This window comes from Exiguobacterium sp. s128 (assembly GCF_018618815.1).
Classification (GTDB): domain Bacteria; phylum Bacillota; class Bacilli; order Exiguobacteriales; family Exiguobacteriaceae; genus Exiguobacterium_A; species Exiguobacterium_A antarcticum.
Genome location: NZ_JACSMT010000006.1, coordinates 85,655 through 108,835, shown reverse-complemented (window position 1 = coordinate 108,835; position 23,181 = coordinate 85,655). Strand labels below are relative to the sequence as shown.

Below are 23,181 nucleotides of genomic sequence, written 5' to 3'. Positions count from 1 at the left end.
TTGGACCAGGCAATCGGGAAGCTCGACGGGAAGGAACGGCCAATCCTCCATTCCGATCAAGGTTGGCATTATCAGTACCGAGCGTTCATCGGTAAACTCCACGAGCACGGCATCACGCAAAGTATGTCCCGTAAGGGCAACTGTCTCGACAACGCAGCCATCGAAAGCTTCTTCGCCGTGCTCAAGTCAGAGCTCCTGTATCTCAAGGAGTTCGATGACATGGACCACTTCAAATGTGAGCTCAAGCGTTATATCGAGTACTATAACCATCGTCGTATCAAGAGACGCCTAAAAAACCTGAGCCCGGTGGAATACCGGACTCAGGTCCTCAAGGTCGCCTGACAAATTATTTATTGTCTAACTTTTTTGGTTCAGTTCAATGTCAGCCGGGGTCTTTGGTTTAGGCATGCAAGCGTTGTGACCGCAAGAAAAATTCTTCGGCAAAGGTGTGACAGGCGGCCTGTTTCTCCGGTGTATTCGGATCGAATTCAATCTTCAGTCCAGGAACGACGACTGTCGCGCCGGCCGAAACAAGCGTCTGTTCGAGCGTATCAACGGCTGCACAATATTTCGGATAATCGAGGTCACCGGAACCAAAGGCGGCAGCGGCTAAGCCGTTTAACGTACTTTCACCCAACTCGTCGACGAAGTTTTCTGCTTCGTACGGCAAATCGCCGTCCCCCCATGTGTAGGAGCCGAGTAAAACGGCATCATATTTGGAAAAGTCGGACGGGTATAACTGATCGAGCTCTTGTATATGAACCGTACAGCCCTTGCGCTCGAGTTCCGACTGCAAGATCTGCACGATGTCTTCTGTGTTTCCGGACATGCTGACAAAACCAATCATGATGTTCATGTGAATCATCCTTTCTCCAAGATGTGAACCTCTTTAGTTTAATTGATAATCGTTCTCAATGCAAAAAGAAGAAATAAAAAAAGGCTCTCCACACGATAGGGAGAGTCTTTTTTGTGTCAGTCTTGGAGCTCGGCCCATTCTTCGATTGAACGAATGACAGGTTCAAGCTGACGACCTTTGTCAGTCAAACTGTATTGAATTTTAATCGGACGTTCCGGAATGACGGTCCGGATGACAATACCTTCCGCCTCAAGTTCCTTCATGCGCTCCGTTAACATACGACCAGATAACTCCGGAATCGCATCTTGAATTTCGTTGAAACGACAGGTCTTCGTCATGAGATGACGTAAAATCAAGCCCGTCCACTTCTTGCCCAAAATTTCAAAGGCATGTTCGACTCGGGGACAAAGGGCAGTCGGAATTAATGTCTCTTCCATCAGCACTCATCCTTTCTATAGTATTAGTATACCCACTTTAACATCAAAATACGAATTATTTTACTTAAAGTAAAATAACAGACCGGAAATAACTTGCTTACTTTTCATCAAAAGCGTTGGTATACCTACGTTTTAGAAAGTCGGTGCCAAACACTTCAAAAACACCTGCACAGAATCTGCACAGTTGGCTTGCACATCAGGCATTTTTGTCGTCGTGCATCGCGTCGAGCAAGGTCCGTGTCCGGTCCTTCATTTCGTCGGTGACGTGCAAATACGTCTGCACCGTCGTACTCAAATTGGCATGCCCGAGCATCGCCTGCACACCGGTCAATGGCAATCCCTCCTGGATGAGCAAGGTCGCGTACGTGTGCCGGAGTGTGTGCGACGTGATCGAAGGCAAGTCCGTCTCTTCGAGCAGACGTTTGAACGCCCGGGTCGCATAGGCATCGTAGATATACTGACCGTTCGCCAGCGTGAAGACAAGGTCCTGTTCGTTATCGGCACCATGTTCGTGCAACCACGTCCGTTGTTCGAAGCGCCAGCGTTCCAATATCTTACGGAGTCGGTTGCTCATCGGGACGACACGGCTCTCGCCCGTCTTGACCGTCGCCCACGTCTTGCGTCCGGCTTTATACGGTTGATGGGCTTGCCGTTCGACATGGATGACGTTATCCTTAAAGTCCACCTGTCCCCATCCGAGCGAGCGGGCTTCGTTGCTCCGCATGCCGGTATAGATCAGCGTGAGGTAGAGTTTCGCTTCCGGCTCGTCCTTATACCGTTCTTCGAACTGTTTGATGTGGTCAAGTGTCCAAAGGGTCTTATCGCGCTCTTTGTATTCGCGGCGCATCGGGATGCGGAGTTCACGGTCGGTGATGTAGTCCTGTTCCCGCGCATACTTGAGCAGGGCGTTGATGTGCCGGGCACCGGCATTGCGGCTACTCGTCTTGATGCCGCGCATCGCGGCCATCTGGTCCGTCCAGTCGATCAGTTCCTTGCGGGTGAGCTTGCCGATGTCGCGTGTGCCGAAGTGTTGCGTCAAGCGGAGCAACTCGTAATGCCGGACGTGGAGCGTCATGTCCTTGAGCAGGGTCGCGTGCTTCGCCATGTATTCCGTCACGACGTCCGCGACACGGATCTTCTTCGCTCGTCCCGTCAAGCCTTCTTCGTTCTTGCGGATCTCGTCCATCGCCCAGCGCTTGAGTTCGCCTTGCGTCCGGGCGGTCTTGCTCGGCTGATACCGGGACCCATCTTTCGCCACCAACGAGAGGCGGGTCCAATACTTGCCGTTGTCGAGCTTGATGATTTTGTAATTCATGATGTTCCTCCTCTTGCGTACATACGTTCTAATTCTGTTTGTAAGAAAAGGCACCTGAGTGCCCTTAGTTTAGCTTGATTAAGGTTTGTTCACCAGCCTCGGTTCCGACGCCACCTTCGACGAGGACGTCATAACCGGATAAGGTTGGCGGGACTTCGTACGCGATCTTCACCGTCCGGTTGAGACCCGGGTTGATCTTGTCGAAGAAAAGGGAGTCCCCGTCGTTCGCATAACGAGACAACGTTGTGTCGGCATCATACGTCGTGCCGCCGGCCGTCAACTGGAACATCGAGTCATCAAGCGTACGGGCTTCCTTGTCATCGTTCTGGATCGTGGCCGTGATGACGACAATCTTGCCTTGTGTTCCTTCCGCCCCGTCTAACGAGACCGGTTCTTCGCTCCCATCGACCGTAATGGTCAGGTTGTTTACCTTAACCGACTCTCCGACATCTGCCACCCGCACACCGTCATCCTTCGTACTTTCCGCCTCGACCTGTTCCGTCTTCACGTCCGTGCTGCTTGCTTCGTCGTCACTCATGGCGCCTAAGACGCCACCGATCACGATGACACCGAGTATCGCGAACACGGTCCCTTTGCCACTTAATCCCGACTGCCGATCCATTCTTCTTCCGTTCATGCTCCATCCTCCTTTTATTCCTACGCTTGCCATTTATGTGATACATATCCATACTCATTCTATACTAAGTAAGTTCCCGGTACGATGCCGTTTTATGCGAATAATAGAAAAGTATTCGACAAGGTCTGACGTTTTTGTCGAACGAATTTAGGCATACGCTAGAAAATATTGTAATGGGTCTATTGTATTATTCTGCAAAATTGCTTACTATGAGTAAAGAATCATAAGAATACCTGTTCGTATATTTTTGCGAACAATGAAGGGGATTGTGTCAATGGGGCTGGTAGCTATTCAAAAAAGTAATGGAAATGAAGAAGGCGTCCTGGATAAATTATTGACTCGTGATAGACCCGTCGCAATTTGTTTTACGGACAGCAAAGGAAATATCATCGCTTTTCAACTAGATGCTGAGGCGCTTGATAACAACGAGATACCGTCAAGGAAAACATTGTTTAAGTAAAGACCATAAAAAAGGACACCGTCACTGGGTGTCCTTATTTTTTAATTCATTTTCGTGCGCCTGAATAACGAGCTTTGTATAATCGATGATCCGGTCAAAGTCTTTTTTGCTAAGGGAAGCAATTTCTTCTTTCGATAGTCCTAATATGCGCAGTATCTTGTTATCTACCATTTGTTCCATTTTATATTCATCTAGTGTCGTTCTTCTATCCTCTGTTCGACCATACATGTAATCTAACGTCGTTTCGAATAAGTCCGCTAATTCTAATACTTTTTCGTGTTTCGGCATGGAAGCATTTCTTTCCCATGAGTTGTATGTCGTCGGTTTTACTTGCAACCTCTTTGCGATTGCTACTTGAGTCATCCCAGACTCCTGTCGTAGCATCCGAATTCGATCTCCCATCGTCTCCATTAATCTGACCTCACTCCTATATGTTGTCTCCATATTAAGTCCCTCTCCCTCTATAGATACTATCCTAAAGGTGCGGGCCAATCCATGCACCTTTATTCTACATAAAAATTGGATATTTTACGAATCCAAAAAGAAAATACGAAAATATTGAATAAAACCTTTGACATACGAAAAGAATGGATATATAGTTAGGGTACAGAAACGAACAAGGAGGTGACAAACATGACAGTAGCGGGACGCGATCGTATGAAGAAGCGTCGTGAGGAGATGGGCATCACGCAGGTCCACATCGCACGCAAACTGGGTTACAAGACATCAGCGACAATCAGTTTGATGGAGTCGGGCATCCAGAACATTTACGTCGGACAGGCCATCACAATCGCCAAAATTCTTCACACGACGGTTGAGGAACTTTTTTTTGAAGAAGAGGTACGAAATTAATGGATAAGTTCATTTATATCGTATAGAAAGGAGCAACACAATGCAACAAGTCGTCGTATTGTCCTTTACCCCGGAACAGCTCACGACACTCATCGACACGCGAATTGCTGAAGCACTGGCAATGCAGTCGACTAAAGTCTGGATGAGCGAGAGCGAGGCACAAGAGTACACCGGATTTTCCAAACGGACGCTGTACGACGCACGCCAAGACGGGGTGCTCAAGTCGTCTAAGGTCAACCGCAACACCCGCTATCACCGCGACGATCTCGATGCGTGGTTGATCAGCAAACAAAAATAAGGAGGCAACACACATGGTCACATCGACTTTCCAAATGCTCGCTGGCGAAGACGTCAAGCGCAAAGCACAAAATCAGCCGACGCAAACACTGGTCATCTTGAAAGATAAAACAGCCGTCACTTCATCGGTCACAGTCGCTGATCAATTCAGCAAAGAACACAAACACGTTTTACGGGATATCGGAACACTGAAAAAAGATGTGCCCAATTTTGGACATATGTTTTTCGAAACGATGGAAGCGGATGGGTATGGTCGGGACCGTCGGGTGTATCTAATGAACCGGGATGGATTCACGTTACTGGCGATGGGTTACACGGGGAAACGAGCGATGAAGTTCAAAGTGGCGTACATCGATGCCTTCAACGAGATGGAAGCGATGCTCAAACAGGATGCACCGGCACTCACACAAACGCAATTGACGGCACGAATCGCCATGCAACAAGCGGAGCAGGAACAGCAACTAAACGAACTGACCGAGGATGTCAGTTACCTCAAGAGTTCGATGCGGATCAACACGACGGAAGAATATCAGATTAAGAAAGCCGGCAGCACGCAAGTCATCAAAGCACTCGGCGGCCGTGACTCAAACGCCTACCAGGACAAATCGATCCGGTCGAAAGCCTACGCTCAGTTTTGGAGCGAGTTCAAGCGGCATTTCAAGATGGCCCGATACGGCGACTTGGCAAAACGCAAACTCGACGATGCACTGGAGTTCATCACGGAATGGGCACCGGATACAGAACTACGCCTGATGATCAAACATGCGAACCAACAGCTCACGATGGACGAGGTCGACTGATGGACAGCACATTTTGGTTCTTTTGCAGCATGTTCCTACTATTCGGCTTTATCCTGTTCGCCGGCACGTGCTACATCGAACGGAACGACCGTGACCCATGGTTCTGATCACTTACAGCCTCATCGCAAGTCTCGTCTTCATCAGCAATCGCGACGAACTCAAACGGATTTACGGCAAATAAAAAAAGCACGACACACAAGGCGTCATGCTCTCTGATTACTAGACATCTTCATTGTAGCATGCACCCGCATAAGGAGGAAACGATATGGTCACCATCCACAAATCAGACAAGACGATCGCACCGGTCATCCAAGCGACACCCGAGATGCTCGCCCTCATCGCAAAGGGTCCGGTCAAGATTGACGCGATTCATGCGGCACTCGACGCGACGTACGCCCACTTCGCCAACATGGCACTGACACTCGACGCGGACCACCCGGCGCAGGAACACATCAAACTGGCGCACCAGGAGATGTACGGCATCGAAACGGTCCTCGACGAGCAAAACAACCTATTCACGGCAGGGGAGGATTCGCTATGAGCCTACCACAACTCGCTGAACGCTTATCGGAAGTCGCAGAGGCGCAACCCCGCCTCATCAACCTTATCCAACACTTGATGGAAACACACAGAGAGCTTGGCTTAACGGACGATCAGCAAGCTGAGTTACAAGGCATCACCAATGAAGCGATGGAGATTCTCCGGGATCTCGGACGCTAAGGAGGAAACGACGATGGATATGAAACGATTTGAAAAAATCACTGGTAAAGAAGCGGTTGAACGATTGATCAACCACCAAGAAGTGTACGATGCGGAATCACGTCGGTATTTCGTCCTTGAAAAAAGTACGTCGGTTTGGGTCGAAACAGAGTTCAAAACACACTTTTCAACTGGTGGTACAAGTTTAACATTATCAGACTTCCTCGAAAAAGACTGGTACGTCAAAAAGCCGTTCGATGTCCGCGTTGAGATGTTAGCACGACCAGACGAATGGGTTGCAGCTTTTAAAGATGGCGATGTATGGCACAAAGTTGGATTCAACTCGAAAAGCATGAGCGCTTACGAAACGGAGAATTGGGATTACGACTTCCGAAACAAAGAGCTATTGAATTGTATTGAAAAAGAACTAGACAAATGCATCCCAATCGAAGACGTCCCAGAGGAGGAACTCACATGACCACCCTATACCACCTATCCGCTCAGAAACAGGCATTGCTCGACGCGCTCACTGGCTACGACCTCGAGGACATGGAAGGCGCGGACGTCATCGCCGACACCCTCGACGCACTCGACGAAGCGCTCGAAGTCAAAACGGAAAGCGTGCTCCACTTCCGGCAGAAGTTTCTCAACGATGCGGCAGCACTCAAGGCAGAGGAACAGCGCCTCGCGGCACGACGCAAAGTGTACGAGACGAAAGCAGAACGTCTGAAAACCTACGTCGACGAGTCCTTGCAGGTCGCAGGCATCAACAAGCTCGAGACGGCACTGTACACGGTGTCCTATCGACCAAGCACGAGCGTCGAGATCACGGACGCCGAAGCCTTGCCAGTCGGACTCCTGCGCACGAAGACGACGACAGAGCCGGACAAGACGGCCATCGGCAAGCTCCTCAAAGCAGGGGAAGCCATCGACGGCGCCCGGCTGGTGACGAAGACGAACCTACAAATCAAATAAGGAGGAACGGACATGAGTGAACCTATCATCCGGAAGAAAACGCTATTCGAGCGATTCTCCGAAAAAGATGTCGGCAAGAACGTTGAGAAAAAGAACGGACTCAGCTACCTCTCTTGGGTCTACGCACTCCGCGAGATCAAGAAGGTCGATGAGAACGCGACGATCACGATTCATGAGTTCCCGTACCTGGTCGGTACGCAAATCATCGAAGGATTCACGGTACCTTACCTCAAAACGAGCGAGGGTGTGATGGTCAAAACGTCCGTCACGATTCATGGCAAGACGGAAACAGAATGGCTGCCGGTCATGGACAATCGAAACGCTGCGATGGCGAACCCGAAAGTGACTGACATCAATAAGGCACACAAACGATGCTTCGCAAAAGCGTGTGCCCATCACGGACTCGGACTTTATATCTACGCCGGTCAAGACCTCCCAGGTAAACCGGACCCGGCATCACAAGACCTTCTCAACGAATTGGGACATGCTGCACGAACACTGGCGAAAGCAAGAGGCGTCGAACCGGCTGAAATCTACAAACAATACGCCATGGTTGCCGGAATGGAATACGCCGATGCCATTTGGGCCATCGATCTCATTACAGAAGAACTCGAACACATCACGCCAGTCGTGGAACCTGAACCGGAAGTCACTCCAGAACTCGAAACTGTTTCAGGACCGGAAGAAAGGGAGGAATCGGCATGAAACTCATGGACGAATACGAAGCATTAGAGACGTGTTCCCGCTGCCAACAGATGATTCCCTTCGGCGGGGACCGCGACGTGTTCGGTGAACTCGTCTGCAACGTCTGCCTCGAAGAAGAACGCGAGAACGCCCTGCAACACCAAGACTACGAAAAGAGCGTCCGCTAAGGGCGCTCGGGAGGAGATAAACATGACACGATACGCAAAGTTAGAACGAGACAGCTTTCTATATAAAGGGTTCAAGGCAAACCACGAAGCGGATGCTAAATGGCTCGACGTCCACAAGGAAGTGAGTGAGCTTTTAGGCATCGAAACATCGAAAGAATACTTTAAATCACCCAAACAACTTGTCATCACACCAGAAGCGTTTAAAGCACTGGATCCAGACAAACAGAAAGCATTCCGACCGCATCCGAAGGCGAACGGCTACACGCCGAAAATGAATCTAAAGGTAGGAAAAGAGTTAGCGAAATCTTTCGCTGAGATTGTCGCCAAATATTCGGTAAACGTCGAAAACATCGGAGTCATCCTCTTCATGTCCGGTTTCTCACAATATTCAGGTATGCGCCACTTCCACTACGCCAATGATTTTTATCTGACTTGGGAGCATGCAGGCAGTGTACCCGAAGAACAACTGAACGAATTGACGCACGAAGAGTTTCTGAAAGTCCAATTAGAACGCGAACAACTAAAAAACGCTTTTAAGGAGGCAACATCATGATCAATCAACTCGTACTCGTCGGTCGCTTAACGCGCGATCCTGAACTTCGCTACACACAATCCGGCATTGCGGTCGCTCGCTTCACATTAGCGTGTGACCGTCCCTTCACGGGGCAGGATGGCAAGAAGGAAGTCGATTTCATCGATTGCGTCGTCTGGCGGAAACAAGCGGAGAACGTCACGCAATACCTCAAGAAAGGTTCGATGACCGGACTCACTGGACGCCTTCAAATCAGCAGCTACGACGATAAAGATGGAAATCGAAAGTACCGAGCGGAAGCCGTCGCAGACAGCGTCCGGTTCCTCGACTCAAAGAAGGATGGCGAATCATCAGCACCACGTCAGGAAACGCCACCAAAACAGGATAAGCCGGCAAGTGGTTTCGGTGCTGATCCATTCTCAGGTGGCAGTTCAATCGACCTCAGTGATGACGATTTACCGTTCTAAAGGAGTGAAGCGAAATGGAAGACCTGCAATCATTACTCGCCATTGAACGGTTCGCAGAAGATGCGTTCCGTGTGAAAAAGACCTACGTGGACATGACCGGGGATTTACTCTCCGGCATCCTCCTCGGTCAAATCGTGTACTGGCATCTCCCGTCAAAAGACGGACGTCCCAAGCTCCGTGTCCAGAAGGAAGGTAAGCTTTGGCTCGCCAAAGGACGGGCGGACTGGTACGACGAAATCCGCATCACACCGAAGCAATTCGACCGGGCCATCAAGATACTGGTCGACAAGGATTTCATCGAGACGAAGCTATTCAAGTTCGACGGATCACCGACGGTCCACATCCATCTTCACCCGGAACACGTCATTGATTCCGTTTTTCCCCAAAGGTCAAAATCCATTTTACCCAAAGGTGAAAATCCATTTTACCCAAAGGTCGAAATCCATTTTGACGAAAGGTTAAAAACCTTAACAGAGACTACAACAAAGACTACTTCAGAGACTACGACAGATAAACCTATTGTCGAGCAAGCCTCGACGACCCACCTCGACATCATTGACTATCTCAACTCGAAGACAGGCAAAAAATACAGAGCCACGACGAAGGCCACCCGGCGCCTCATCAACGCTCGTCTGAAAGAAGGCTTCGCCCTCGATGATTTCAAGCGTGTGATCGATACGAAAGTCGAAGCCTGGCAGAACGATTTGAAGATGCAGGAGTTCTTGCGGCCGGAGACGTTGTTCGGTCCGAAGTTCGAGAGTTACCTCAACAGCGCACCGCAAACCAAATGCAAGCCGACGATGGAAGAGATGTTCGGCACACGATAAGGAGGTCATGACATGCAGCATCATGTGGAAACGCAAACGAACGATACGACGATGGCACGGATTCGCCCGGCGACCATCCTCGAGTCGAAGGATTGCCCGAACTGTGGGCAGACGATCAACCGCATCCGCTACACGAACCCGATGACGTTGGTTGAGAACGAGATGTGGGCGCAGACCTGCAACTGTGCCGTCCTCGACGAGATGCGACGGGTGCAGCAAGAGAACGCGGCAATCAATGCGAAGGCACGCGAAGAAAATGCCATCCAGACGCTGATCACGAACACGCTCGTCAGCCCCGACCTCAAGACGGCGACGTTCTCGAACTACGAACCGACGGACCCGAACCTGCTCGAGGCGAAGGCACTCATCATGCGCTACGTCGACGAAGGACTCAACGGCAACGTCATCCTGCACGGGACACCGGGCGTCGGCAAGAGTCACCTCGGGTTCAGCGCGATGAAGAAGACGATCCGCAACGGGAAGACGGCGCTGTTCATCAGCGTCCCGCTCCTGTTGACGAAGATCCGCTCGACGTTCCGGAAGGACAGCGAGGTCAGTTCAGACGACATCATCTCACTCTGCAAGGACGTCGACCTGCTCGTCCTCGACGACATCGGCATCGAAGCCTCGAAGGAGTTCGCGATGGAGCAGCTCTACATCATCCTCGACGGACGGCAAGGCAAGCGGACCATGTTCACGACGAACTACTCGCTCGAAGAACTGTACACGATTGCGAAACCGGCCCACGCTTCCCGGATGTTCGGAGGCGCCCGACCGATCGCGATGAACGGCAAGGATTACCGCAAGACACGCACACCAAACTGGTAAGGGGGGAGAGAGCATGCGCGAGATTAGATTCCGAGCGTGGGACAACGTGAAAGACCGAATGTACTTTGTGGGTGAAGAGGATGACATTTCATTCGAACTATGCAGTGACGGTTCATTTTTAGGTCGTGACCTTAACGAAGGTTGGGATTCATCTTTTCCAAAATTAGAACATCTTCAATACATGCAGTACACAGGTGTTAGTGACAAAAATGGCGTCCTAATCTTCGAAGGTGACTTACTCAAGCAAAGATATTCAAACAAAAACGTTTACGAAGTCGTTTGGAGAAAGAATGGTTTTGAATTGAAATGTGACTTCACACGAAAGTACGAAGGTGATTCATGGCGAGAGAGTTCGTTTTTGCCGATTCACATTGACAGTTATGAAGTCATTGGAAACATCTTCGAACATCCGCACCTTCTTGAACTGGAGGACCCGTCATGACACGCGAGCTGATCCTCAAACGCTACGAACGGGGCATGACCGTCGAACAGATTGCGGCACTTGATGATTTAACGCTCGAATACGTGGAGGAAGTCATTTCCTCCAGTGGTATTCAACCGATTAATCGAAAAAAAGTAATCCAAAAAAATGTAGCTCAAACTATCTCTGACGAAGAATTAACGAAGCGGATTGAGAGTGGAGAAACTCGCTATTCCATCGAGCGTAGCTTGGAAGTGGAAACAGGAACGCTATCCAGTCGATATAAACGTCTTTCGAAGTTGGTTGCGACAAGAAAGTCCGAAGAGAAGAAGCGACAAGATAGCGAAATGAGAGCGAAACAGAGAGAGCAACGGAACCAAACAGTCATCCAGTATGTGAATGAAGGTATGACGTTCGAACAGATCGTCGAAAAGCTTGGATTGCATCGAAATACTACGCGTAAGATTGTTCAGAAATTGGGGTTGAAGTTAAATAAGCCGGAGAAGAAAGTCCCGATTTTGCCAACAAAAAAACAAAAACAAATGGACGAACGCAATCAACGAATCATAGATTGCGCGAAAAAAGGCATGACATTTAAAGAAATCGTAACAGAGCTTGACTTGAACGTTCACACAGCTCGATCGACCGTTCGAAAATTGGGTTTGACATTGAACAAAGGAGAAAATCCCCTGAAAGGCAGAAGTGTGGCAGGGGTTTCGGGTCAGGAATTTTATGCTTTGGCAAAAGCAATGCTCGAAGAAGGTAAGACTCTAAAGGAAATCGGGGAGGCTGCCAAAGTTACTTCGAAAACCGCTACAGATCGTATCAAAGCCAACAAAGAGCTACATCAGATATTTATTAGCCGAAAGGTAACTCAACCACGCGCTAAAAGAAAGCAAATCGATTTAGAGCTTGTAGAAAAGTTGCTGAACGAAGGAAAGTCTTTGCGCCAAATCGCTAAGGAAACCGGAATAGGCTCATATCTCCTTCGAGCACGAGTTAAAGAAAATCCAGAACTAGACCAACTGGCTAAGGAAAATGAGACAGTAATTCGAAAGAAAAACGGTTTTTCTAGCCAACGCTCTAACAAAAAAGTGGATCAACCTACACTCGCCGCCCAGGAAACTGCCGTCACGACGGAAAGTGACGGGTTTGTCGGAGACTATACCATCGAAGCCATGATGAAGGAGGAAGAACAGATGACAGAAACCATCGCAGAAGTGAAGCAGGAGACGGAAGAACGGGACATCCGCAACGACAAGTGGGTCCATTTCGTCGCCAATCAGATTGAGCACGCCAAAGTCAAGACGAAGTTCGACGTGGTAGATCGCGACGGGAAACTGGTCAAGCAGACGGAAGTCCGGTTCGTCATCGAGGAAGTCCTATGAACCCATCGCCACGGGAACTGAAACGCCGTCGCGCCGCACGGCACTGACGCTCTACATGGACAAACGCCCACTCGACTACATCGCCAAAGCACTCGGCATGACGGAGGCAGGCGTGTACGAACTGCTTGAACAAGCGGGCGCGAAGAATATCCAGTACGAGGGAGCCGGCACGCCTGACCCATTACTGGAGGCACCGACGATGCCAAAAAAGTTGAAGACGTACGAGGAGCTGCTCGTCGAGAACTTGCAACTGCGCAACGAGAACTCGCGGTTACGTCGATGCGTCGAAAGCCCAGCCCTCGCTCGAACTTAATGCCGCCAGTCGGCACCCGCATCAGCAGGTACGCCAAAGGAGAACGCAAACGGGACAACGTTGCCCGGGCCTATATCCGGCAAGGGTGGAAACTGATCACGATCTACGAAGAAGAATTGCCGCACACGACACTGTACTCATTGATTCTCGAATACACGGGAGGCTAACTCATGAAGATGACAAAGGTCAAGCAGTTCAATCAGTTGATGGATTACCTCAATCGCTACGGCGGACGGATCGTCCTCCAGCGGGGCGACCTGCAACTGTCCCTCGCAAGCCAACTCGACGTCTACAACATGCGCAAGGGGACGCACCGGCAGTTGACGCACCGGGACGCGCTCAATTATTACCGGCTCGCAGGGTGGACACCGGTCATCAGCACGATGGAATGTCGAGAGACACATACTCGGCGCTACGTGGGGGCACCATGAAGCGGACGCACCTGCTGAGAGGCAAGACCTTATACAAAGCAGAACGACGCAAGGATGGCACGTTAGAACGCGTGTGGCAATACGGGGATTTCATTGCCTACGAATACGAAGAACTACGAAAGGTCGGGTGGCAAGAATGGCGCGGGTATCACAGCAAGCAGGCAAGCAATTCGAAATGATGATCGAGCAGGCGAATCAGGTGTACAAGCTGCAAGGCAAGGCGCTCGTGTTCAAGAGTGAGCCGAGTGTGAAGACGATCCGCGGACAGGCAGGCAAGATCGTCAAGACCATCTACGCCGAAGCGAACGGACTGGACTACTTCGGGACGATTGACGGGGGTAAAGGCATCTTCTTCGAAGCCAAGCAGACGAAAGGCAAGAGCTTTCCGCTCAAGAACATCAAGCCGCACCAAGCGGAGACGATGCGCACGCTCGACAGGCTCCAAACGACCACCTTCCTGCTCGTTCGATTCAGCGATGTAGGCAAGATGTACCTGCTTCCGCCGGACGCCTTCCTGAGCGCGTGGGACGGGTGGACGAAATACAGCAACCGGGCGAGCATCCCGCTTTCGACGTTCGAGAAATGCGGGACGGAGATCGCGGCGACGAACGGGTGCGCGGTGGATTGGTTGGCAGGACTAAAACAATAAATTTTATAGGGAGATGAAAAGATGAGCGATCATTCTGAAGAATTGTTTCTAATCTGCAAACCTTTAGCCTTACCTTTTGTCATTACGTTTTTGATAACATTTCTACCAAGTTTTTTAATTGTACCTATCGTTAACTTTTTGATTAAGTCTGACCATTTATACAGCGGATATAAAGAGATTTACACTCTTATGTTTTTGGTGGTCTGGATTGTAATTGCGTTAATCCAATAAAAGTTTGAATTTAGCCCCATCACCCCGTCAATCAGCTAGACGACTAGGAGGCGTCACGATGTTGATCAAACCAAGCCAATACGCCACAGTGAAACGATTGTATCAAGCGGGAGACACCGTACAGGAGATCGCGAGCTTGTACGGGTGCTCCGTCACGACCGTCCGCAACGTCATCAAGGAAACGGGATACAGCAAGCGCGTCCCGATGCCGGACGAGGACGAGATTTACGACCTGTATATCGAACGGGATTACACGCGTGTCGAACTGGCGGGACATTACAAGGTCAAGCCGACGACCATCGACAGTTGGATCCACCGGGCAAACCTCAGCAAACAAGTCGACTAAACCACACATAGAAGGAGTTTTGAATCCATGACGTACCAAGAACCGCAACCGCTCATCGTATCGTTCGCCACCCTCCAAGACATCTGTGCCAAGCAAGTCGTCCTTGACCGCCACATCTGCGAAGACAAGGGCATCACGCCGCACGAGTTCCAGTATGACCTGCACACGAAGCGCGAAGTCTCCCTCCTCGTCGAAGCCGGCGAGATGATCAACGAGACGAAGACGTTCAAGTATTGGTCGAACAAGCGCATGGATCCGGAGAAGGTGCTTGAAGAAGCGATTGATTGGCTGCACTTTTACTGCTCGCTGCTCATGACTGACTACAAACCGACGCAACATCAACACCAGTACGATTTAGCCATCTTCGACCGGCAGTCCTACGAACGCAACGACGAGACGCTCGACGCGCTCTACCTCGAGATGTTCCGGTCTGACCGCAAACACCGGATGCTCGCGGCGTGGTCGCTGATCTTGGAGCGACTGGGCTACACGGAGACGGACATCATCGGCATGTATGAACGCAAAAATAGCGAAAACTACCGCCGAATCTTGGAGGCCTACTGATGCAGGAGCGGCTATTCGAGACACGACTGGATAAGGGGCAACGCAAGGCAGCCGGGAAGCATTTGAAGGAATACTTCACACTCCCGAGCCGGATCGCCAGCAAGACCGCGATGGCGGAGCTTGCCGCAACGAAGATGACGCCCGGGTACGTGCCGAGCGAGGTTCAGACGCACCAAGCGCCGGGCAGTAAGGTCGAACGGTATGCGATGGCAAAGAGCGAGATCGAAGTCCTGGAGATGCGCCTGAACATCCTGCACCGGATCTACGTCGAGCTGATCGATGACCAACAACGTGAGCTGTGGGACCTGCTGTACGATCCACGGTACTTCCGGTCGGACGACGCCGTCATGCAACAGATGCGGATCAGCTCGACTCGGACGTACTACGGCATCAAGAACAAATTACTCGGCATCATTCACGACCATTTCGGAGACGGGTACTGAGGGGCATTCGCTCCTCGGCACTTGTCGGGATAAAGGGGGAGTCACCTTGATTAAGATACTTGAACTGTTCGGCGGTATCGGGGCACCACGAAAAGCATTGATTAATCTCGGTATCGATCACAAGTCGATTGATTACGTCGAGATTCAGGAAAATCGGGTGCGGGCGTACAATGCCCTCTACGATCACCGGCACAAACCACAATCGGTCATCGGATGGGACTTACGACCAGACGTCTTGGTTCACGGCAGTCCCTGCCAAGACAACTCACGGGCCCAGTTCAGCAGCCGCATCGATGCGTCACTCAAACAACGGGGCGCAGGCAAGGACAGCGGCACACGCAGTTCGCTGATGCACGAAACGATTAAGATCATTCGCAACATGGGCGAATGGAAACCGAAAACAGTCATCTGGGAGAATGTCGTCGGGGTACTCGACAAGCGGACCATCCCGGCATTCAACGAATATTTGCGAGACATGACGGAGCTTGGTTACACGAACACCTTTGATGTCATCGATGCCCGGGATTACGGCGTCCCACAAGCGAGAGAGCGTGTCTTTTGCGTCTCAACACTTGGAGAAGCGTTCCAGTTCCACCAAATGACGAAACGCCCCATGCAACCCATCTCACAGTATTTAGAGAAGGGCATCACGGATCCGCAATACATGATCACAATTCCGTCGATGTTGAATAAGATTGAGGAGTTCAACCCGGTGCAACGAGGAGATGCCTACAAACGTAGGCTTGGTGTCATCGATGAGTTCTGTTGGACCATCACCGAACGGCAAGACCGTTGCCCGAATGCAGGAATCATTCGTCTCGACGATCAACCGGCGTACCGTTACCTGACTGAACGGGAAGTATGGCGACTGATGGGATTTGATGACGCGGATTTTGATTTGATGCTGCACCAGTTCCCGATGAAGCCAGGGAAACGAAACGCCACGCTGTATGCACTGGCGGGCAATAGCATCGTCGTCCCGGTACTGGAAGCGATCTTCGAAGTCTTGCTGCTGAATCAGACGAGTAGCGCACCTGTTTTGCAGGAATGCTTATTTTAGGAGGGAGACCATGACGATTTACGAAGTGCCGCCGAAAAAAGAACTGTACGATCATTACATCGATGCCAACATGACGATTACATGGCTCGCCGGTCATTATCACGTCAGCGAACGGGTCGTCAAGCGTTGGTTGAAGCTGCACGGATTGAAGAAGACAGGAAGAACAGACCTCGTCACCCGTGCCATGTACACCTTGCTGTCGCATGGGTTCTCGGGGAGGGACGTCGCTGTGCTGTTCGACACGACGCACACGGCGGTTTTTAAGGCAAAGAGCGTGTATGAGAAGAAGCTGAGGGAGGGAACGAAATGATTACAATATTGATTCTATTAGCCATCGTATGGATCTCGGCAATCGGTCTATCGGATTTGAAGAACAGTGAACCGAAACGCCAGTATGTCGCAATTTTTTGTCCGTCATGTCACACGGAGTTGTTCAGTAACGGCGAGACCTTGCACGATGGAGAAATCCTGATAAAGCGTTGCAAGGTATGTCATACGGTATCAAACTGGCACCTGGCGATTGCTCCAGTACCGTTGCTATTGAATCGACCACTCAAAAGTAATGTCGATTTGTACCGAGAGGAGGAAACGGAATGATAATCGGAAATCAAGGTGGATTTAGTCATAAACGAGTTTTGCAAGAATACAAAGCAGTTCGATTCCTGGATGATGTCAGAAATGAACAGAATCAAAAAGCATTTATTGCTAACACGAAGCGAACGAAACCTAAAAAGAAAAAACGTTAAGGAGGAGACAAGATGAATTATAAAGAAATTTGCATACAAGCTGACTTGGCTTTGCGAGACTTGAACAGCTTGCGTCACAAGTACGAAGTCGTCTTCTATGTCGGACGTAAAGAGTGGCGCGAACTCTGCGACAACGCTACATCGATGGGGAATGAATCCACCAAGAAAAAGGATGCACGCTTTTACGGTTGCCAAGTCCACATGATGGACACGGAGAGTTACTTCGGAGCAGGATTGGAAATCGAAAGTGACTATATGAAATAAGCAGGCGTCCTTCGGGGCGTCTTTTTGTGAGGTAAAGGATAAGTAAAGGAAACGGCAAGGGATAGCACGTTTTGCCATGGTAAATTAGGAATATACCAATCCGGTTTTGTTTCTCCTCTTCCGGGGCGGTACACAACGGATAAGCGCCGGGTCATCCATCCCTTGCATGATTCCGCGTTTATCCCTTGCGAACAGCGCATGACGCAGCCACACACATAGCAAAGACTTCCGAGTCGTCGTCATAGGGCGGAGTGGTCGTGCGTTGTTTGCAGGATAAGCCAAAGCAATGTATGTAGTAGTACTGCGGCAACAGTTATATGGATTGCGAGCGTTTGTCCGAGCACCCTTTCCTGCCGTACTAAATAGTTAAAGCCGTCTGTCGCGGTGTCAGGCGGTTTTATTACCTCTCCTTAGCTCAGCTTGGTAGAGCGCACGGTTTGGGTCCGTGAGGTCGTAGGTTCAATTCCTACAGGGGAGATCGAATAACCGAGAACGTCAGATGCAGGGGAGGGAACACTATGTGGACCGTGAAGTATTCTCGCTACTACGAGAGAATGGAACGAAAGTTCGACACGGAGAAAGCAGCTTTAGACTTTGCCGTCGTCACCGTGGATTACGAATACGGATATGTCATCGAAATACTAGATCCAGCAGATGAAGTCTTCATGACTGCTAAGGGTCTATCGGATTACATGATTGCGTTAGATGAAGCAGAAGAAGAACAATCGTAAGCATCCTTCGGGGTGCTTTTTTCGTGTCTTGCAACCAGTGGGTACCGCCCGTTGCTTGGAGTACACGAAAGGAGCAAGGCACATGTCCAAACTGAAACTGCATGACCGCGTGAAGACGACGTACAAGAATTCGCCGAACCGTAGTGGTGTGATCACCACGTTGTTGTCAGAAACAGCGACCATTCGAGTAAGGGATTGCGAGGGGCAGTACAAAAGCGAGATTCACATGTTGTACCGGTTGACGTTGGACAGGGGCGAGCCTCCTGGAGTGACGAAATAAGAGGAGGAACTAACCATGAGTAGAGTTGCGTTTGTAAGATTCAATATGCGTTCAGGCAAGAGACACGACGTAGATATACCGGTGCCAGATACATTTAAATTGAATGACCTCATTGAGGATATAGAACATAAAGCACCTGTTTTTCTTGAGGCAGGCGATTCACTATCGATACGTTGGTCAGAAGTAGAGTCATTAGAAGATGTATCAAATCAATACGGAGAAACTAAGCCAAATGAAACCGAGACTTCGGCAGATAAAGCGAAACGAATTTCAGATATAGCTTTTGATTTATTGAGCGAAAAAGGTTTTAGCCCAAGTAAAGATGAATTGCTTGTGCTTGCTTATAAACACTTATAACAACAAGGCGCCCTAACCGGCGTCTTTTTTTATGCCTTGCAACGAGCCGATGGGGATCGTCCTAGTCGGTTGGCTGGAGAGTATAAGAGAGAGGGTGAAGATATGGGGAAGCTGTCAGAGAAGCAGAAACGATTCGCGGAGCTGTATGTTCAGCTCGGTAACGCAGAGAAAGCGGCAGAACAGGCAGGGTATTCAGCGCGGGGCAACACGACCAAGCTACTACAAAATACGACGATAATGGCCTACGTCGATGAATTGAATAGCAAGATTCAGAAAGAAACGATTGCCTCGGCAGAAGAAGTCAAGGAGTTCCTGACGTTGACGATGCGCAGTGATCACATCGAACCAAAGGACCGCATCAAGGCGGCGGACTTGCTGAACAAGACATATGGGGCATACATCGACCGGAAAGAGATTAGCGGCGACATGGCCCTCCGGATTGAGGTGGATTATGGTCAGGACGGTTAAGCTTCAGTTTAACCCGGCGTTCCGGCAGTCCAATCAATCCAAGCACCGCTACCGCGCACTCAAAGGCTCCGCGGGTTCCGGTAAGTCCGTCAACACGGCACAGGATTACATCGTCAAGCTGAGTGACCTGCGGTACCAGGGAGCAAACCTGCTCGTCGTCCGGAAGATTGACGCATCGAACAAGGACTCAACGTTTGCTGAGTTGCAGAGTGCTTTATTCGCCATCTACGGATCAGACTGGCCCATGTACTGGGTCATCCGCTCCTCGCCGTCCCTCTATTTAGAGAGCAAGGTGACAGGCAACGCCATCATCTTCCGCGGCATGAAGGATGCGAACGAACGTGAGAAGGTCAAATCGATTAACTTCCCTCGCGGGAAACTGACGTGGATTTGGGTGGAAGAAGCGACGGAGTTACTGGAGTCCGATATCGACATACTCGATGACCGGTTACGGGGGATTCTCGACAATCCCGAGTTGTACTATCAGATGACGTTCACGTTCAACCCGGTATCAGCCACGCACTGGATCAAGCGGAAGTACTTCGATTACAAGGACCCGGACATTCTCACGTGCCAGTCAACGTACCTCGAGAACCGTTTCATTGACGAGGCGTACCATCGCCGCATGATGCGACGGAAGGAACAGGACCCGGACGGCTACCGTGTGTACGGATTAGGGGAGTGGGGCGAACTAGGCGGACAGATTCTCACGAATTTCGTCGTCGAGGACTTCGACCCGAACCCATCCCGCTTCGACGATTGGCAGATGGGGCATGACTTCGGATTCAACCACGCTGACGCCGTCTTGAAGGTTGGCATAAAAGATGGAGACCTATATATCTTCCGTGAGCTGTACGAGCACGAGAAGGACATGGATGACATCATCCAATTGCTCGATAAACAGAAGTGGGAACGTGAACGGCTTATGTACTGTGATTCCGCTGAGCCGGACCGTATTCGGATGCTACAAAAAGCAGGATTCAATGCCCGCGCTGTAATCAAAGGGGCAGGGAGTGTCAATGATCAAATCGATTGGCTCAAACGCCGCAAGATATACATCCATCCATCGTGCCAAAACCTCTATAAAGAGCTATCACAGTGGAAATGGAAGAAAGACACGAAAACGAACACGTATCTCGACGAGCCGGTCAACTTCTTCGACGATGCGATCGCTGCCCTCCGCTATGCCACGGAATCTTGGCGCTTGCAGGAACTCAAACTCCGCAAGCGGCGTGAGGGACGGAAATTACTTTACTAAGGTGGTGAATCAATGAGAAGTCAACTGATGAAAGCGAACGCGAAGACGCTGCCTGTCACGAAAGCGGACGAAATCTTCAAGTGGGGAGACGACGGGGTCCAGTGGATTACTGCGCCTTACTCGAAGCAATCCCTCCGCTACGTCGTCGAACAATCAACGGTCCTGCAACAGGTCATCGAAGCCTATAAGCAGAACATCGTCGGTTTCGGGTTCCGGCCCAAGTACATCGAAGAAGGCGAGGAGACAGACCCTCGTAAGTCGGAATGGAACGCACTGACCGAGGTGCTGGACTGGATGGCATTCGATAAGACACCGGTCGAGGAGTTCGAACAGGCGATTGAAGACCGGGAGACGGTCGGGGAATCGTTCATGGAAGTGCTTCGCGATCCGAAGAACAACGTCATCGAGGTCGTTCGCGTCGAACCAGACACGATGGAGATCAGCAAGCCGGGTTATCCGGTTGAGGTCACGATCGAGCGGCGAGGGGTCAAGAAGACCGCCTATCGTAAGTTCCGCAAGTTCCGTTTAGGTAAAGTATTCTTCCGAGAGTTCGGTGACCCGCGTTATATGGACGCTGAGACAGGTGAGTACAAGCAGGACCCACCTGCCAAGCCGGCAACGGAAATCATTCACGACAAGATTGGTCCCGGGCATTACGGGGCACCGCGTTGGATTGGGCATGTCCCATCCCTTACGGGCGCACGCAAGGCAGAGGAACTGAACTGGCGTTACTTCGACCAAGGACGTCATACCCCGATGGCGATTACGGTCACAGGCGGTCAATTGACACCGGAAGCGGAAACAGCGCTTGCTTCGTATACCCAAGCGGTCGGCAATGAGGAGTTGCAGCATAAAATCCTCGTCCTTGAAGCGGAAACGACATCGAATGGACTCGATGACAAGAACGTCGCGAAGGTAGAAATCAAATCGCTTGCGGACATGCTCCAAAAGGACGCTTTGTTCCTCGATTACGACGATAAGACGCGGGATAAGATCCTGAGTGCCTTCCGCTTGCCGCCGGTCTACATCGGGCTATCGAACGATTACAACCGGGCGACGGTCGAAGCGGCCAAGGAATTAGCCGAGGAGCAAGTGTTCCAACCGGAACGCAAGAAGATTGAGAACCTGTTCAATCGACGCCTATTGCCAAGCTACGGGTACCAATACGTCGAGGTCGAACTGGGCGCACCGGAAATCGTCGATGGGGAACTGATTACGAAGGTCATCGCGGAGACGAAAGAACACCTCACGACGAATGAGATTCGCACGATCGTATCTCCGATGTTCGGGGTGCCGCTGAAAATGCTCCAAGGTGATGAATACGACTTGCCGCAACAAAACGCCCCACAAGACCCGCTCACTGTCATGGCAGATGCACAGGGGAAAGCCCTTGCCAAAGCAGAGAACGGGCAACTGGCGTTCATTTTGAAGGATGTCCGCGACGGTCTCGACGAACTGAACGATGTCGTCGGGGGTTGGAAGGGTGAGGACGATGTGTGACATCTCCTTCATCACGAAAGCGGACGACGATGAGTTAAGAGGTCTGCTGAAAGACTTTCCAGAAGTCGAGTACCTGATTGAACGGATCAACGGATTGGAAGCGGTCCTTGCCAAGCTCCTACGGGAGCACCGGAATGATTACATCAAGGCAATCGAACTGTTTTATGCCGAAGTCGGGCAAACGATGGGCTTTGCGTTTCAGATGGGCTTACCGGGCGTTCTTGCATCCGTCACGATGGCGCCTGCCGTGTCCCTAGCCCTGATGCCGCACTTGCAGGAGGTGGCGTCTCACATTGCCAGCACGACGATGGCGCGGATTGACAAGGACGTCGTGTTCAGTGCGATCAGTCCAAGCCGTATCCGCTTCATGCAGGCGTACAGCGATGAGTTGGGGAAGATCCTTGACCAGAACACCGCCAACAAGGTGACGAAAGTCATTGCCAGTACGTTGGAACAGCGCGGGAGCGTCCATGACGTCATTCAAGCGTTGAAAGATGAACCGGATTTCGACCGGGCACGCGCACGACGGGTTGCCATCACGGAAACGTTGACCGCTGCCAGTGTCGGGGACGATGAAGCCTACCAGCAATCACCCGCTGTCATTGGTGTCGAGTGGTTGCACAGCGGAGGACGCAAGAACAAGCCTCGTCCGTCGCACGTCGCACTCAGCGGTACGCAAAAGGGGCTGAATGAGTTCTTTGACGTGGAGGGTGAAATCGCGAAGTATCCGCGGGATACCTCATTGTCCGCCAAGCAACGGATCAACTGTCATTGCACGACGGTTCCGGTCGTCGATCAGAATATCTTAGGTTTATCCGCTGAGGAAAAGAACGCCATCCGACAGGGAGCCATTGATCAATTTGAATAGGAGGGCACT

General features: G+C 50.7%; 40 protein-coding genes and 1 tRNA gene. 36 read left to right on the top strand and 5 right to left on the bottom strand.

Going from position 1 to position 23,181, the window contains the following annotated elements; genetic code table 11:
* The coding region (locus tag KNQ13_RS04495) for an IS3 family transposase (protein WP_214773191.1) at window positions 1-342 on the top strand (342 nt) is incomplete at its 5' end.
* A gap of 58 nt (window positions 343-400) precedes the next feature.
* On the opposite strand, the gene KNQ13_RS04490 is transcribed toward KNQ13_RS04495, so the two are convergent.
* The 4 genes from KNQ13_RS04490 to KNQ13_RS04475 form a co-directional block, all read right to left on the bottom strand.
* Entirely contained in the window at window positions 401-856 is a 456-nt protein-coding gene (locus tag KNQ13_RS04490; RefSeq protein WP_034774081.1) for a flavodoxin, read from the bottom strand.
* Window positions 857-972: 116 nt separating this feature from the next.
* Window positions 973-1,293, bottom strand: coding sequence for a winged helix-turn-helix transcriptional regulator (locus KNQ13_RS04485; protein ID WP_014971504.1), 321 nt, complete (start codon window positions 1,291-1,293; stop codon window positions 973-975).
* 196 nt (window positions 1,294-1,489) lie between these two features.
* Window positions 1,490-2,608 carry a tyrosine-type recombinase/integrase gene (locus KNQ13_RS04480; protein ID WP_209548060.1) on the bottom strand — a complete coding sequence of 373 codons (1,119 nt, stop codon included), beginning with the start codon at window positions 2,606-2,608 and terminating at the stop codon, window positions 1,490-1,492.
* 64 nt (window positions 2,609-2,672) lie between these two features.
* Complete coding sequence (locus KNQ13_RS04475; protein ID WP_209548061.1) at window positions 2,673-3,245, bottom strand: DUF4352 domain-containing protein; 573 nt, start codon at window positions 3,243-3,245, stop codon at window positions 2,673-2,675.
* 274 nt (window positions 3,246-3,519) lie between these two features.
* Here KNQ13_RS04475 and KNQ13_RS04470 point away from each other — a divergent pair, with 274 nt between their 5' ends.
* The gene (locus KNQ13_RS04470) at window positions 3,520-3,705 is read left to right on the top strand and encodes a hypothetical protein (protein WP_209548062.1); all 186 of its coding nucleotides are present in this window, start codon (window positions 3,520-3,522) and stop codon (window positions 3,703-3,705) included.
* 21 nt (window positions 3,706-3,726) lie between these two features.
* Here the strand turns inward: KNQ13_RS04470 and KNQ13_RS04465 are convergent, their stop codons facing one another.
* Complete coding sequence (locus KNQ13_RS04465; protein WP_256439766.1) at window positions 3,727-4,107, bottom strand: helix-turn-helix domain-containing protein; 381 nt, start codon at window positions 4,105-4,107, stop codon at window positions 3,727-3,729.
* A 231-nt stretch (window positions 4,108-4,338) separates the two neighbouring features.
* Here KNQ13_RS04465 and KNQ13_RS04460 point away from each other — a divergent pair, with 231 nt between their 5' ends.
* The 34 genes from KNQ13_RS04460 to KNQ13_RS04295 all read left to right on the top strand — a co-directional run bounded on the left by KNQ13_RS04460 (window position 4,339) and on the right by KNQ13_RS04295 (window position 23,172).
* Window positions 4,339-4,557 carry a helix-turn-helix transcriptional regulator gene (locus KNQ13_RS04460; RefSeq protein ID WP_209548064.1) on the top strand — a complete coding sequence of 73 codons (219 nt, stop codon included), beginning with the start codon at window positions 4,339-4,341 and terminating at the stop codon, window positions 4,555-4,557.
* Window positions 4,558-4,597: 40 nt separating this feature from the next.
* Window positions 4,598-4,855 (top strand): helix-turn-helix domain-containing protein, encoded by a 258-nt coding sequence (locus tag KNQ13_RS04455; protein ID WP_209548065.1) that lies wholly within the window; start codon window positions 4,598-4,600, stop codon window positions 4,853-4,855.
* A 13-nt stretch (window positions 4,856-4,868) separates the two neighbouring features.
* Window positions 4,869-5,654, top strand: a complete 786-nt coding sequence (locus KNQ13_RS04450; RefSeq protein ID WP_251027325.1) for a Rha family transcriptional regulator — start codon at window positions 4,869-4,871, stop codon at window positions 5,652-5,654.
* 265 nt (window positions 5,655-5,919) lie between these two features.
* Window positions 5,920-6,195 carry a hypothetical protein gene (locus KNQ13_RS04445; protein ID WP_209548066.1) on the top strand — a complete coding sequence of 92 codons (276 nt, stop codon included), beginning with the start codon at window positions 5,920-5,922 and terminating at the stop codon, window positions 6,193-6,195.
* Window positions 6,192-6,374 carry a hypothetical protein gene (locus KNQ13_RS04440; RefSeq protein ID WP_209548067.1) on the top strand — a complete coding sequence of 61 codons (183 nt, stop codon included), beginning with the start codon at window positions 6,192-6,194 and terminating at the stop codon, window positions 6,372-6,374. Before KNQ13_RS04445 ends, KNQ13_RS04440 begins: the two co-directional genes overlap by 4 nt.
* A gap of 13 nt (window positions 6,375-6,387) precedes the next feature.
* Window positions 6,388-6,831 carry a hypothetical protein gene (locus KNQ13_RS04435; RefSeq protein WP_209548068.1) on the top strand — a complete coding sequence of 148 codons (444 nt, stop codon included), beginning with the start codon at window positions 6,388-6,390 and terminating at the stop codon, window positions 6,829-6,831.
* On the top strand, window positions 6,828-7,328 hold the full coding sequence (locus tag KNQ13_RS04430; RefSeq protein ID WP_209548069.1) for a siphovirus Gp157 family protein: 501 nt from the start codon (window positions 6,828-6,830) through the stop codon (window positions 7,326-7,328). Before KNQ13_RS04435 ends, KNQ13_RS04430 begins: the two co-directional genes overlap by 4 nt.
* A gap of 12 nt (window positions 7,329-7,340) precedes the next feature.
* Window positions 7,341-8,033 carry a Sak single strand annealing protein gene (locus KNQ13_RS04425; RefSeq protein ID WP_209548070.1) on the top strand — a complete coding sequence of 231 codons (693 nt, stop codon included), beginning with the start codon at window positions 7,341-7,343 and terminating at the stop codon, window positions 8,031-8,033.
* Complete coding sequence (locus tag KNQ13_RS04420) at window positions 8,030-8,200, top strand: hypothetical protein (protein WP_209548071.1); 171 nt, start codon at window positions 8,030-8,032, stop codon at window positions 8,198-8,200. Before KNQ13_RS04425 ends, KNQ13_RS04420 begins: the two co-directional genes overlap by 4 nt.
* Window positions 8,201-8,222: 22 nt before the next feature.
* The gene (locus KNQ13_RS04415; RefSeq protein ID WP_209548072.1) at window positions 8,223-8,753 is read left to right on the top strand and encodes a hypothetical protein; all 531 of its coding nucleotides are present in this window, start codon (window positions 8,223-8,225) and stop codon (window positions 8,751-8,753) included.
* The gene (ssb, locus tag KNQ13_RS04410; protein WP_209548073.1) at window positions 8,750-9,199 is read left to right on the top strand and encodes a single-stranded DNA-binding protein; all 450 of its coding nucleotides are present in this window, start codon (window positions 8,750-8,752) and stop codon (window positions 9,197-9,199) included. Before KNQ13_RS04415 ends, ssb begins: the two co-directional genes overlap by 4 nt.
* Window positions 9,200-9,213: 14 nt before the next feature.
* Window positions 9,214-10,026: a conserved phage C-terminal domain-containing protein gene (locus KNQ13_RS04405; RefSeq protein WP_209548074.1), complete on the top strand. Its 813-nt coding sequence runs from the start codon at window positions 9,214-9,216 to the stop codon at window positions 10,024-10,026.
* A gap of 12 nt (window positions 10,027-10,038) precedes the next feature.
* On the top strand, window positions 10,039-10,854 hold the full coding sequence (locus KNQ13_RS04400; RefSeq protein ID WP_209548075.1) for an ATP-binding protein: 816 nt from the start codon (window positions 10,039-10,041) through the stop codon (window positions 10,852-10,854).
* A 13-nt stretch (window positions 10,855-10,867) separates the two neighbouring features.
* Window positions 10,868-11,296 (top strand): YopX family protein, encoded by a 429-nt coding sequence (locus tag KNQ13_RS04395; RefSeq protein WP_209548076.1) that lies wholly within the window; start codon window positions 10,868-10,870, stop codon window positions 11,294-11,296.
* 35 nt (window positions 11,297-11,331) lie between these two features.
* Window positions 11,332-12,663, top strand: a complete 1,332-nt coding sequence (locus tag KNQ13_RS04390; protein ID WP_209548077.1) for a hypothetical protein — start codon at window positions 11,332-11,334, stop codon at window positions 12,661-12,663.
* Window positions 12,664-12,942: 279 nt separating this feature from the next.
* A complete protein-coding gene (locus KNQ13_RS04385) occupies window positions 12,943-13,143 on the top strand; it encodes a hypothetical protein (protein WP_214755786.1) in 201 nt (66 codons plus the stop codon).
* A 3-nt stretch (window positions 13,144-13,146) separates the two neighbouring features.
* Window positions 13,147-13,407: a hypothetical protein gene (locus KNQ13_RS04380; protein WP_209548080.1), complete on the top strand. Its 261-nt coding sequence runs from the start codon at window positions 13,147-13,149 to the stop codon at window positions 13,405-13,407.
* A complete protein-coding gene (locus tag KNQ13_RS04375) occupies window positions 13,404-13,586 on the top strand; it encodes a hypothetical protein (protein WP_209548081.1) in 183 nt (60 codons plus the stop codon). Before KNQ13_RS04380 ends, KNQ13_RS04375 begins: the two co-directional genes overlap by 4 nt.
* A complete protein-coding gene (locus KNQ13_RS04370; protein WP_209548082.1) occupies window positions 13,583-14,056 on the top strand; it encodes a Holliday junction resolvase RecU in 474 nt (157 codons plus the stop codon). Before KNQ13_RS04375 ends, KNQ13_RS04370 begins: the two co-directional genes overlap by 4 nt.
* A 289-nt stretch (window positions 14,057-14,345) precedes the next feature.
* Window positions 14,346-14,633, top strand: coding sequence for a helix-turn-helix domain-containing protein (locus KNQ13_RS04365; RefSeq protein ID WP_209548083.1), 288 nt, complete (start codon window positions 14,346-14,348; stop codon window positions 14,631-14,633).
* A gap of 27 nt (window positions 14,634-14,660) precedes the next feature.
* Window positions 14,661-15,197: a dUTP diphosphatase gene (locus tag KNQ13_RS04360; RefSeq protein WP_209548084.1), complete on the top strand. Its 537-nt coding sequence runs from the start codon at window positions 14,661-14,663 to the stop codon at window positions 15,195-15,197.
* The gene (locus KNQ13_RS04355; RefSeq protein WP_209548085.1) at window positions 15,197-15,640 is read left to right on the top strand and encodes a hypothetical protein; all 444 of its coding nucleotides are present in this window, start codon (window positions 15,197-15,199) and stop codon (window positions 15,638-15,640) included. The genes KNQ13_RS04360 and KNQ13_RS04355 overlap by 1 nt, the downstream gene beginning before the upstream one ends.
* Window positions 15,641-15,686: 46 nt before the next feature.
* On the top strand, window positions 15,687-16,700 hold the full coding sequence (locus tag KNQ13_RS04350) for a DNA cytosine methyltransferase (protein ID WP_209548086.1): 1,014 nt from the start codon (window positions 15,687-15,689) through the stop codon (window positions 16,698-16,700).
* Window positions 16,701-16,710: 10 nt separating this feature from the next.
* Entirely contained in the window at window positions 16,711-17,010 is a 300-nt protein-coding gene (locus KNQ13_RS04345; RefSeq protein WP_209548087.1) for a hypothetical protein, read from the top strand.
* A complete protein-coding gene (locus KNQ13_RS04340; protein ID WP_209548088.1) occupies window positions 17,007-17,297 on the top strand; it encodes a hypothetical protein in 291 nt (96 codons plus the stop codon). Before KNQ13_RS04345 ends, KNQ13_RS04340 begins: the two co-directional genes overlap by 4 nt.
* Window positions 17,294-17,446: a hypothetical protein gene (locus KNQ13_RS04335; protein ID WP_209548089.1), complete on the top strand. Its 153-nt coding sequence runs from the start codon at window positions 17,294-17,296 to the stop codon at window positions 17,444-17,446. Before KNQ13_RS04340 ends, KNQ13_RS04335 begins: the two co-directional genes overlap by 4 nt.
* 12 nt (window positions 17,447-17,458) lie before the next feature.
* Window positions 17,459-17,710, top strand: a complete 252-nt coding sequence (locus KNQ13_RS04330; protein WP_209548090.1) for a hypothetical protein — start codon at window positions 17,459-17,461, stop codon at window positions 17,708-17,710.
* Between the two features lie 404 nt (window positions 17,711-18,114).
* Window positions 18,115-18,188: transfer RNA gene (locus KNQ13_RS04325), tRNA-Pro, on the top strand.
* Between the two features lie 40 nt (window positions 18,189-18,228).
* Window positions 18,229-18,441 (top strand): hypothetical protein, encoded by a 213-nt coding sequence (locus KNQ13_RS04320; RefSeq protein WP_209548091.1) that lies wholly within the window; start codon window positions 18,229-18,231, stop codon window positions 18,439-18,441.
* Window positions 18,442-18,736: 295 nt separating this feature from the next.
* Window positions 18,737-19,078, top strand: a complete 342-nt coding sequence (locus KNQ13_RS04315; RefSeq protein WP_209548092.1) for a hypothetical protein — start codon at window positions 18,737-18,739, stop codon at window positions 19,076-19,078.
* A gap of 102 nt (window positions 19,079-19,180) precedes the next feature.
* Complete coding sequence (locus KNQ13_RS04310; RefSeq protein WP_209548093.1) at window positions 19,181-19,546, top strand: terminase small subunit; 366 nt, start codon at window positions 19,181-19,183, stop codon at window positions 19,544-19,546.
* The gene (locus KNQ13_RS04305) at window positions 19,530-20,804 is read left to right on the top strand and encodes a PBSX family phage terminase large subunit (protein WP_209548094.1); all 1,275 of its coding nucleotides are present in this window, start codon (window positions 19,530-19,532) and stop codon (window positions 20,802-20,804) included. Before KNQ13_RS04310 ends, KNQ13_RS04305 begins: the two co-directional genes overlap by 17 nt.
* A 12-nt stretch (window positions 20,805-20,816) precedes the next feature.
* On the top strand, window positions 20,817-22,304 hold the full coding sequence (locus tag KNQ13_RS04300) for a phage portal protein (protein ID WP_209548095.1): 1,488 nt from the start codon (window positions 20,817-20,819) through the stop codon (window positions 22,302-22,304).
* Window positions 22,297-23,172 (top strand): phage minor head protein, encoded by an 876-nt coding sequence (locus KNQ13_RS04295; protein ID WP_251027329.1) that lies wholly within the window; start codon window positions 22,297-22,299, stop codon window positions 23,170-23,172. Before KNQ13_RS04300 ends, KNQ13_RS04295 begins: the two co-directional genes overlap by 8 nt.
* The last annotated feature ends 9 nt before the right edge of the window (window positions 23,173-23,181 follow it).

Excerpts from the sequence above, each read along its gene's own strand:
- KNQ13_RS04490 (WP_034774081.1), bottom strand. The coding sequence starts at position 856 with ATGAACATCATGATTGGTTTTGTCAGCATGTCCGGAAACACAGAAGAC.
- KNQ13_RS04485 (WP_014971504.1), bottom strand. The coding sequence starts at position 1,293 with ATGGAAGAGACATTAATTCCGACTGCCCTTTGTCCCCGAGTCGAACAT.
- KNQ13_RS04480 (WP_209548060.1), bottom strand. The coding sequence starts at position 2,608 with ATGAATTACAAAATCATCAAGCTCGACAACGGCAAGTATTGGACCCGC.
- KNQ13_RS04475 (WP_209548061.1), bottom strand. The coding sequence starts at position 3,245 with ATGAACGGAAGAAGAATGGATCGGCAGTCGGGATTAAGTGGCAAAGGG.
- KNQ13_RS04470 (WP_209548062.1), top strand. The coding sequence starts at position 3,520 with ATGGGGCTGGTAGCTATTCAAAAAAGTAATGGAAATGAAGAAGGCGTC.
- KNQ13_RS04465 (WP_256439766.1), bottom strand. The coding sequence starts at position 4,107 with ATGGGAGATCGAATTCGGATGCTACGACAGGAGTCTGGGATGACTCAA.
- KNQ13_RS04460 (WP_209548064.1), top strand. The coding sequence starts at position 4,339 with ATGACAGTAGCGGGACGCGATCGTATGAAGAAGCGTCGTGAGGAGATG.
- KNQ13_RS04455 (WP_209548065.1), top strand. The coding sequence starts at position 4,598 with ATGCAACAAGTCGTCGTATTGTCCTTTACCCCGGAACAGCTCACGACA.
- KNQ13_RS04450 (WP_251027325.1), top strand. The coding sequence starts at position 4,869 with ATGGTCACATCGACTTTCCAAATGCTCGCTGGCGAAGACGTCAAGCGC.
- KNQ13_RS04445 (WP_209548066.1), top strand. The coding sequence starts at position 5,920 with ATGGTCACCATCCACAAATCAGACAAGACGATCGCACCGGTCATCCAA.
- KNQ13_RS04440 (WP_209548067.1), top strand. The coding sequence starts at position 6,192 with ATGAGCCTACCACAACTCGCTGAACGCTTATCGGAAGTCGCAGAGGCG.
- KNQ13_RS04435 (WP_209548068.1), top strand. The coding sequence starts at position 6,388 with ATGGATATGAAACGATTTGAAAAAATCACTGGTAAAGAAGCGGTTGAA.
- KNQ13_RS04430 (WP_209548069.1), top strand. The coding sequence starts at position 6,828 with ATGACCACCCTATACCACCTATCCGCTCAGAAACAGGCATTGCTCGAC.
- KNQ13_RS04425 (WP_209548070.1), top strand. The coding sequence starts at position 7,341 with ATGAGTGAACCTATCATCCGGAAGAAAACGCTATTCGAGCGATTCTCC.
- KNQ13_RS04420 (WP_209548071.1), top strand. The coding sequence starts at position 8,030 with ATGAAACTCATGGACGAATACGAAGCATTAGAGACGTGTTCCCGCTGC.
- KNQ13_RS04415 (WP_209548072.1), top strand. The coding sequence starts at position 8,223 with ATGACACGATACGCAAAGTTAGAACGAGACAGCTTTCTATATAAAGGG.
- ssb (WP_209548073.1), top strand. The coding sequence starts at position 8,750 with ATGATCAATCAACTCGTACTCGTCGGTCGCTTAACGCGCGATCCTGAA.
- KNQ13_RS04405 (WP_209548074.1), top strand. The coding sequence starts at position 9,214 with ATGGAAGACCTGCAATCATTACTCGCCATTGAACGGTTCGCAGAAGAT.
- KNQ13_RS04400 (WP_209548075.1), top strand. The coding sequence starts at position 10,039 with ATGCAGCATCATGTGGAAACGCAAACGAACGATACGACGATGGCACGG.
- KNQ13_RS04395 (WP_209548076.1), top strand. The coding sequence starts at position 10,868 with ATGCGCGAGATTAGATTCCGAGCGTGGGACAACGTGAAAGACCGAATG.
- KNQ13_RS04390 (WP_209548077.1), top strand. The coding sequence starts at position 11,332 with ATGACCGTCGAACAGATTGCGGCACTTGATGATTTAACGCTCGAATAC.
- KNQ13_RS04385 (WP_214755786.1), top strand. The coding sequence starts at position 12,943 with ATGCGTCGAAAGCCCAGCCCTCGCTCGAACTTAATGCCGCCAGTCGGC.
- KNQ13_RS04380 (WP_209548080.1), top strand. The coding sequence starts at position 13,147 with ATGAAGATGACAAAGGTCAAGCAGTTCAATCAGTTGATGGATTACCTC.
- KNQ13_RS04375 (WP_209548081.1), top strand. The coding sequence starts at position 13,404 with ATGAAGCGGACGCACCTGCTGAGAGGCAAGACCTTATACAAAGCAGAA.
- KNQ13_RS04370 (WP_209548082.1), top strand. The coding sequence starts at position 13,583 with ATGATGATCGAGCAGGCGAATCAGGTGTACAAGCTGCAAGGCAAGGCG.
- KNQ13_RS04365 (WP_209548083.1), top strand. The coding sequence starts at position 14,346 with ATGTTGATCAAACCAAGCCAATACGCCACAGTGAAACGATTGTATCAA.
- KNQ13_RS04360 (WP_209548084.1), top strand. The coding sequence starts at position 14,661 with ATGACGTACCAAGAACCGCAACCGCTCATCGTATCGTTCGCCACCCTC.
- KNQ13_RS04355 (WP_209548085.1), top strand. The coding sequence starts at position 15,197 with ATGCAGGAGCGGCTATTCGAGACACGACTGGATAAGGGGCAACGCAAG.
- KNQ13_RS04345 (WP_209548087.1), top strand. The coding sequence starts at position 16,711 with ATGACGATTTACGAAGTGCCGCCGAAAAAAGAACTGTACGATCATTAC.
- KNQ13_RS04340 (WP_209548088.1), top strand. The coding sequence starts at position 17,007 with ATGATTACAATATTGATTCTATTAGCCATCGTATGGATCTCGGCAATC.
- KNQ13_RS04335 (WP_209548089.1), top strand. The coding sequence starts at position 17,294 with ATGATAATCGGAAATCAAGGTGGATTTAGTCATAAACGAGTTTTGCAA.
- KNQ13_RS04330 (WP_209548090.1), top strand. The coding sequence starts at position 17,459 with ATGAATTATAAAGAAATTTGCATACAAGCTGACTTGGCTTTGCGAGAC.
- KNQ13_RS04320 (WP_209548091.1), top strand. The coding sequence starts at position 18,229 with ATGTGGACCGTGAAGTATTCTCGCTACTACGAGAGAATGGAACGAAAG.
- KNQ13_RS04315 (WP_209548092.1), top strand. The coding sequence starts at position 18,737 with ATGAGTAGAGTTGCGTTTGTAAGATTCAATATGCGTTCAGGCAAGAGA.
- KNQ13_RS04310 (WP_209548093.1), top strand. The coding sequence starts at position 19,181 with ATGGGGAAGCTGTCAGAGAAGCAGAAACGATTCGCGGAGCTGTATGTT.
- KNQ13_RS04305 (WP_209548094.1), top strand. The coding sequence starts at position 19,530 with ATGGTCAGGACGGTTAAGCTTCAGTTTAACCCGGCGTTCCGGCAGTCC.
- KNQ13_RS04300 (WP_209548095.1), top strand. The coding sequence starts at position 20,817 with ATGAGAAGTCAACTGATGAAAGCGAACGCGAAGACGCTGCCTGTCACG.
- KNQ13_RS04295 (WP_251027329.1), top strand. The coding sequence starts at position 22,297 with ATGTGTGACATCTCCTTCATCACGAAAGCGGACGACGATGAGTTAAGA.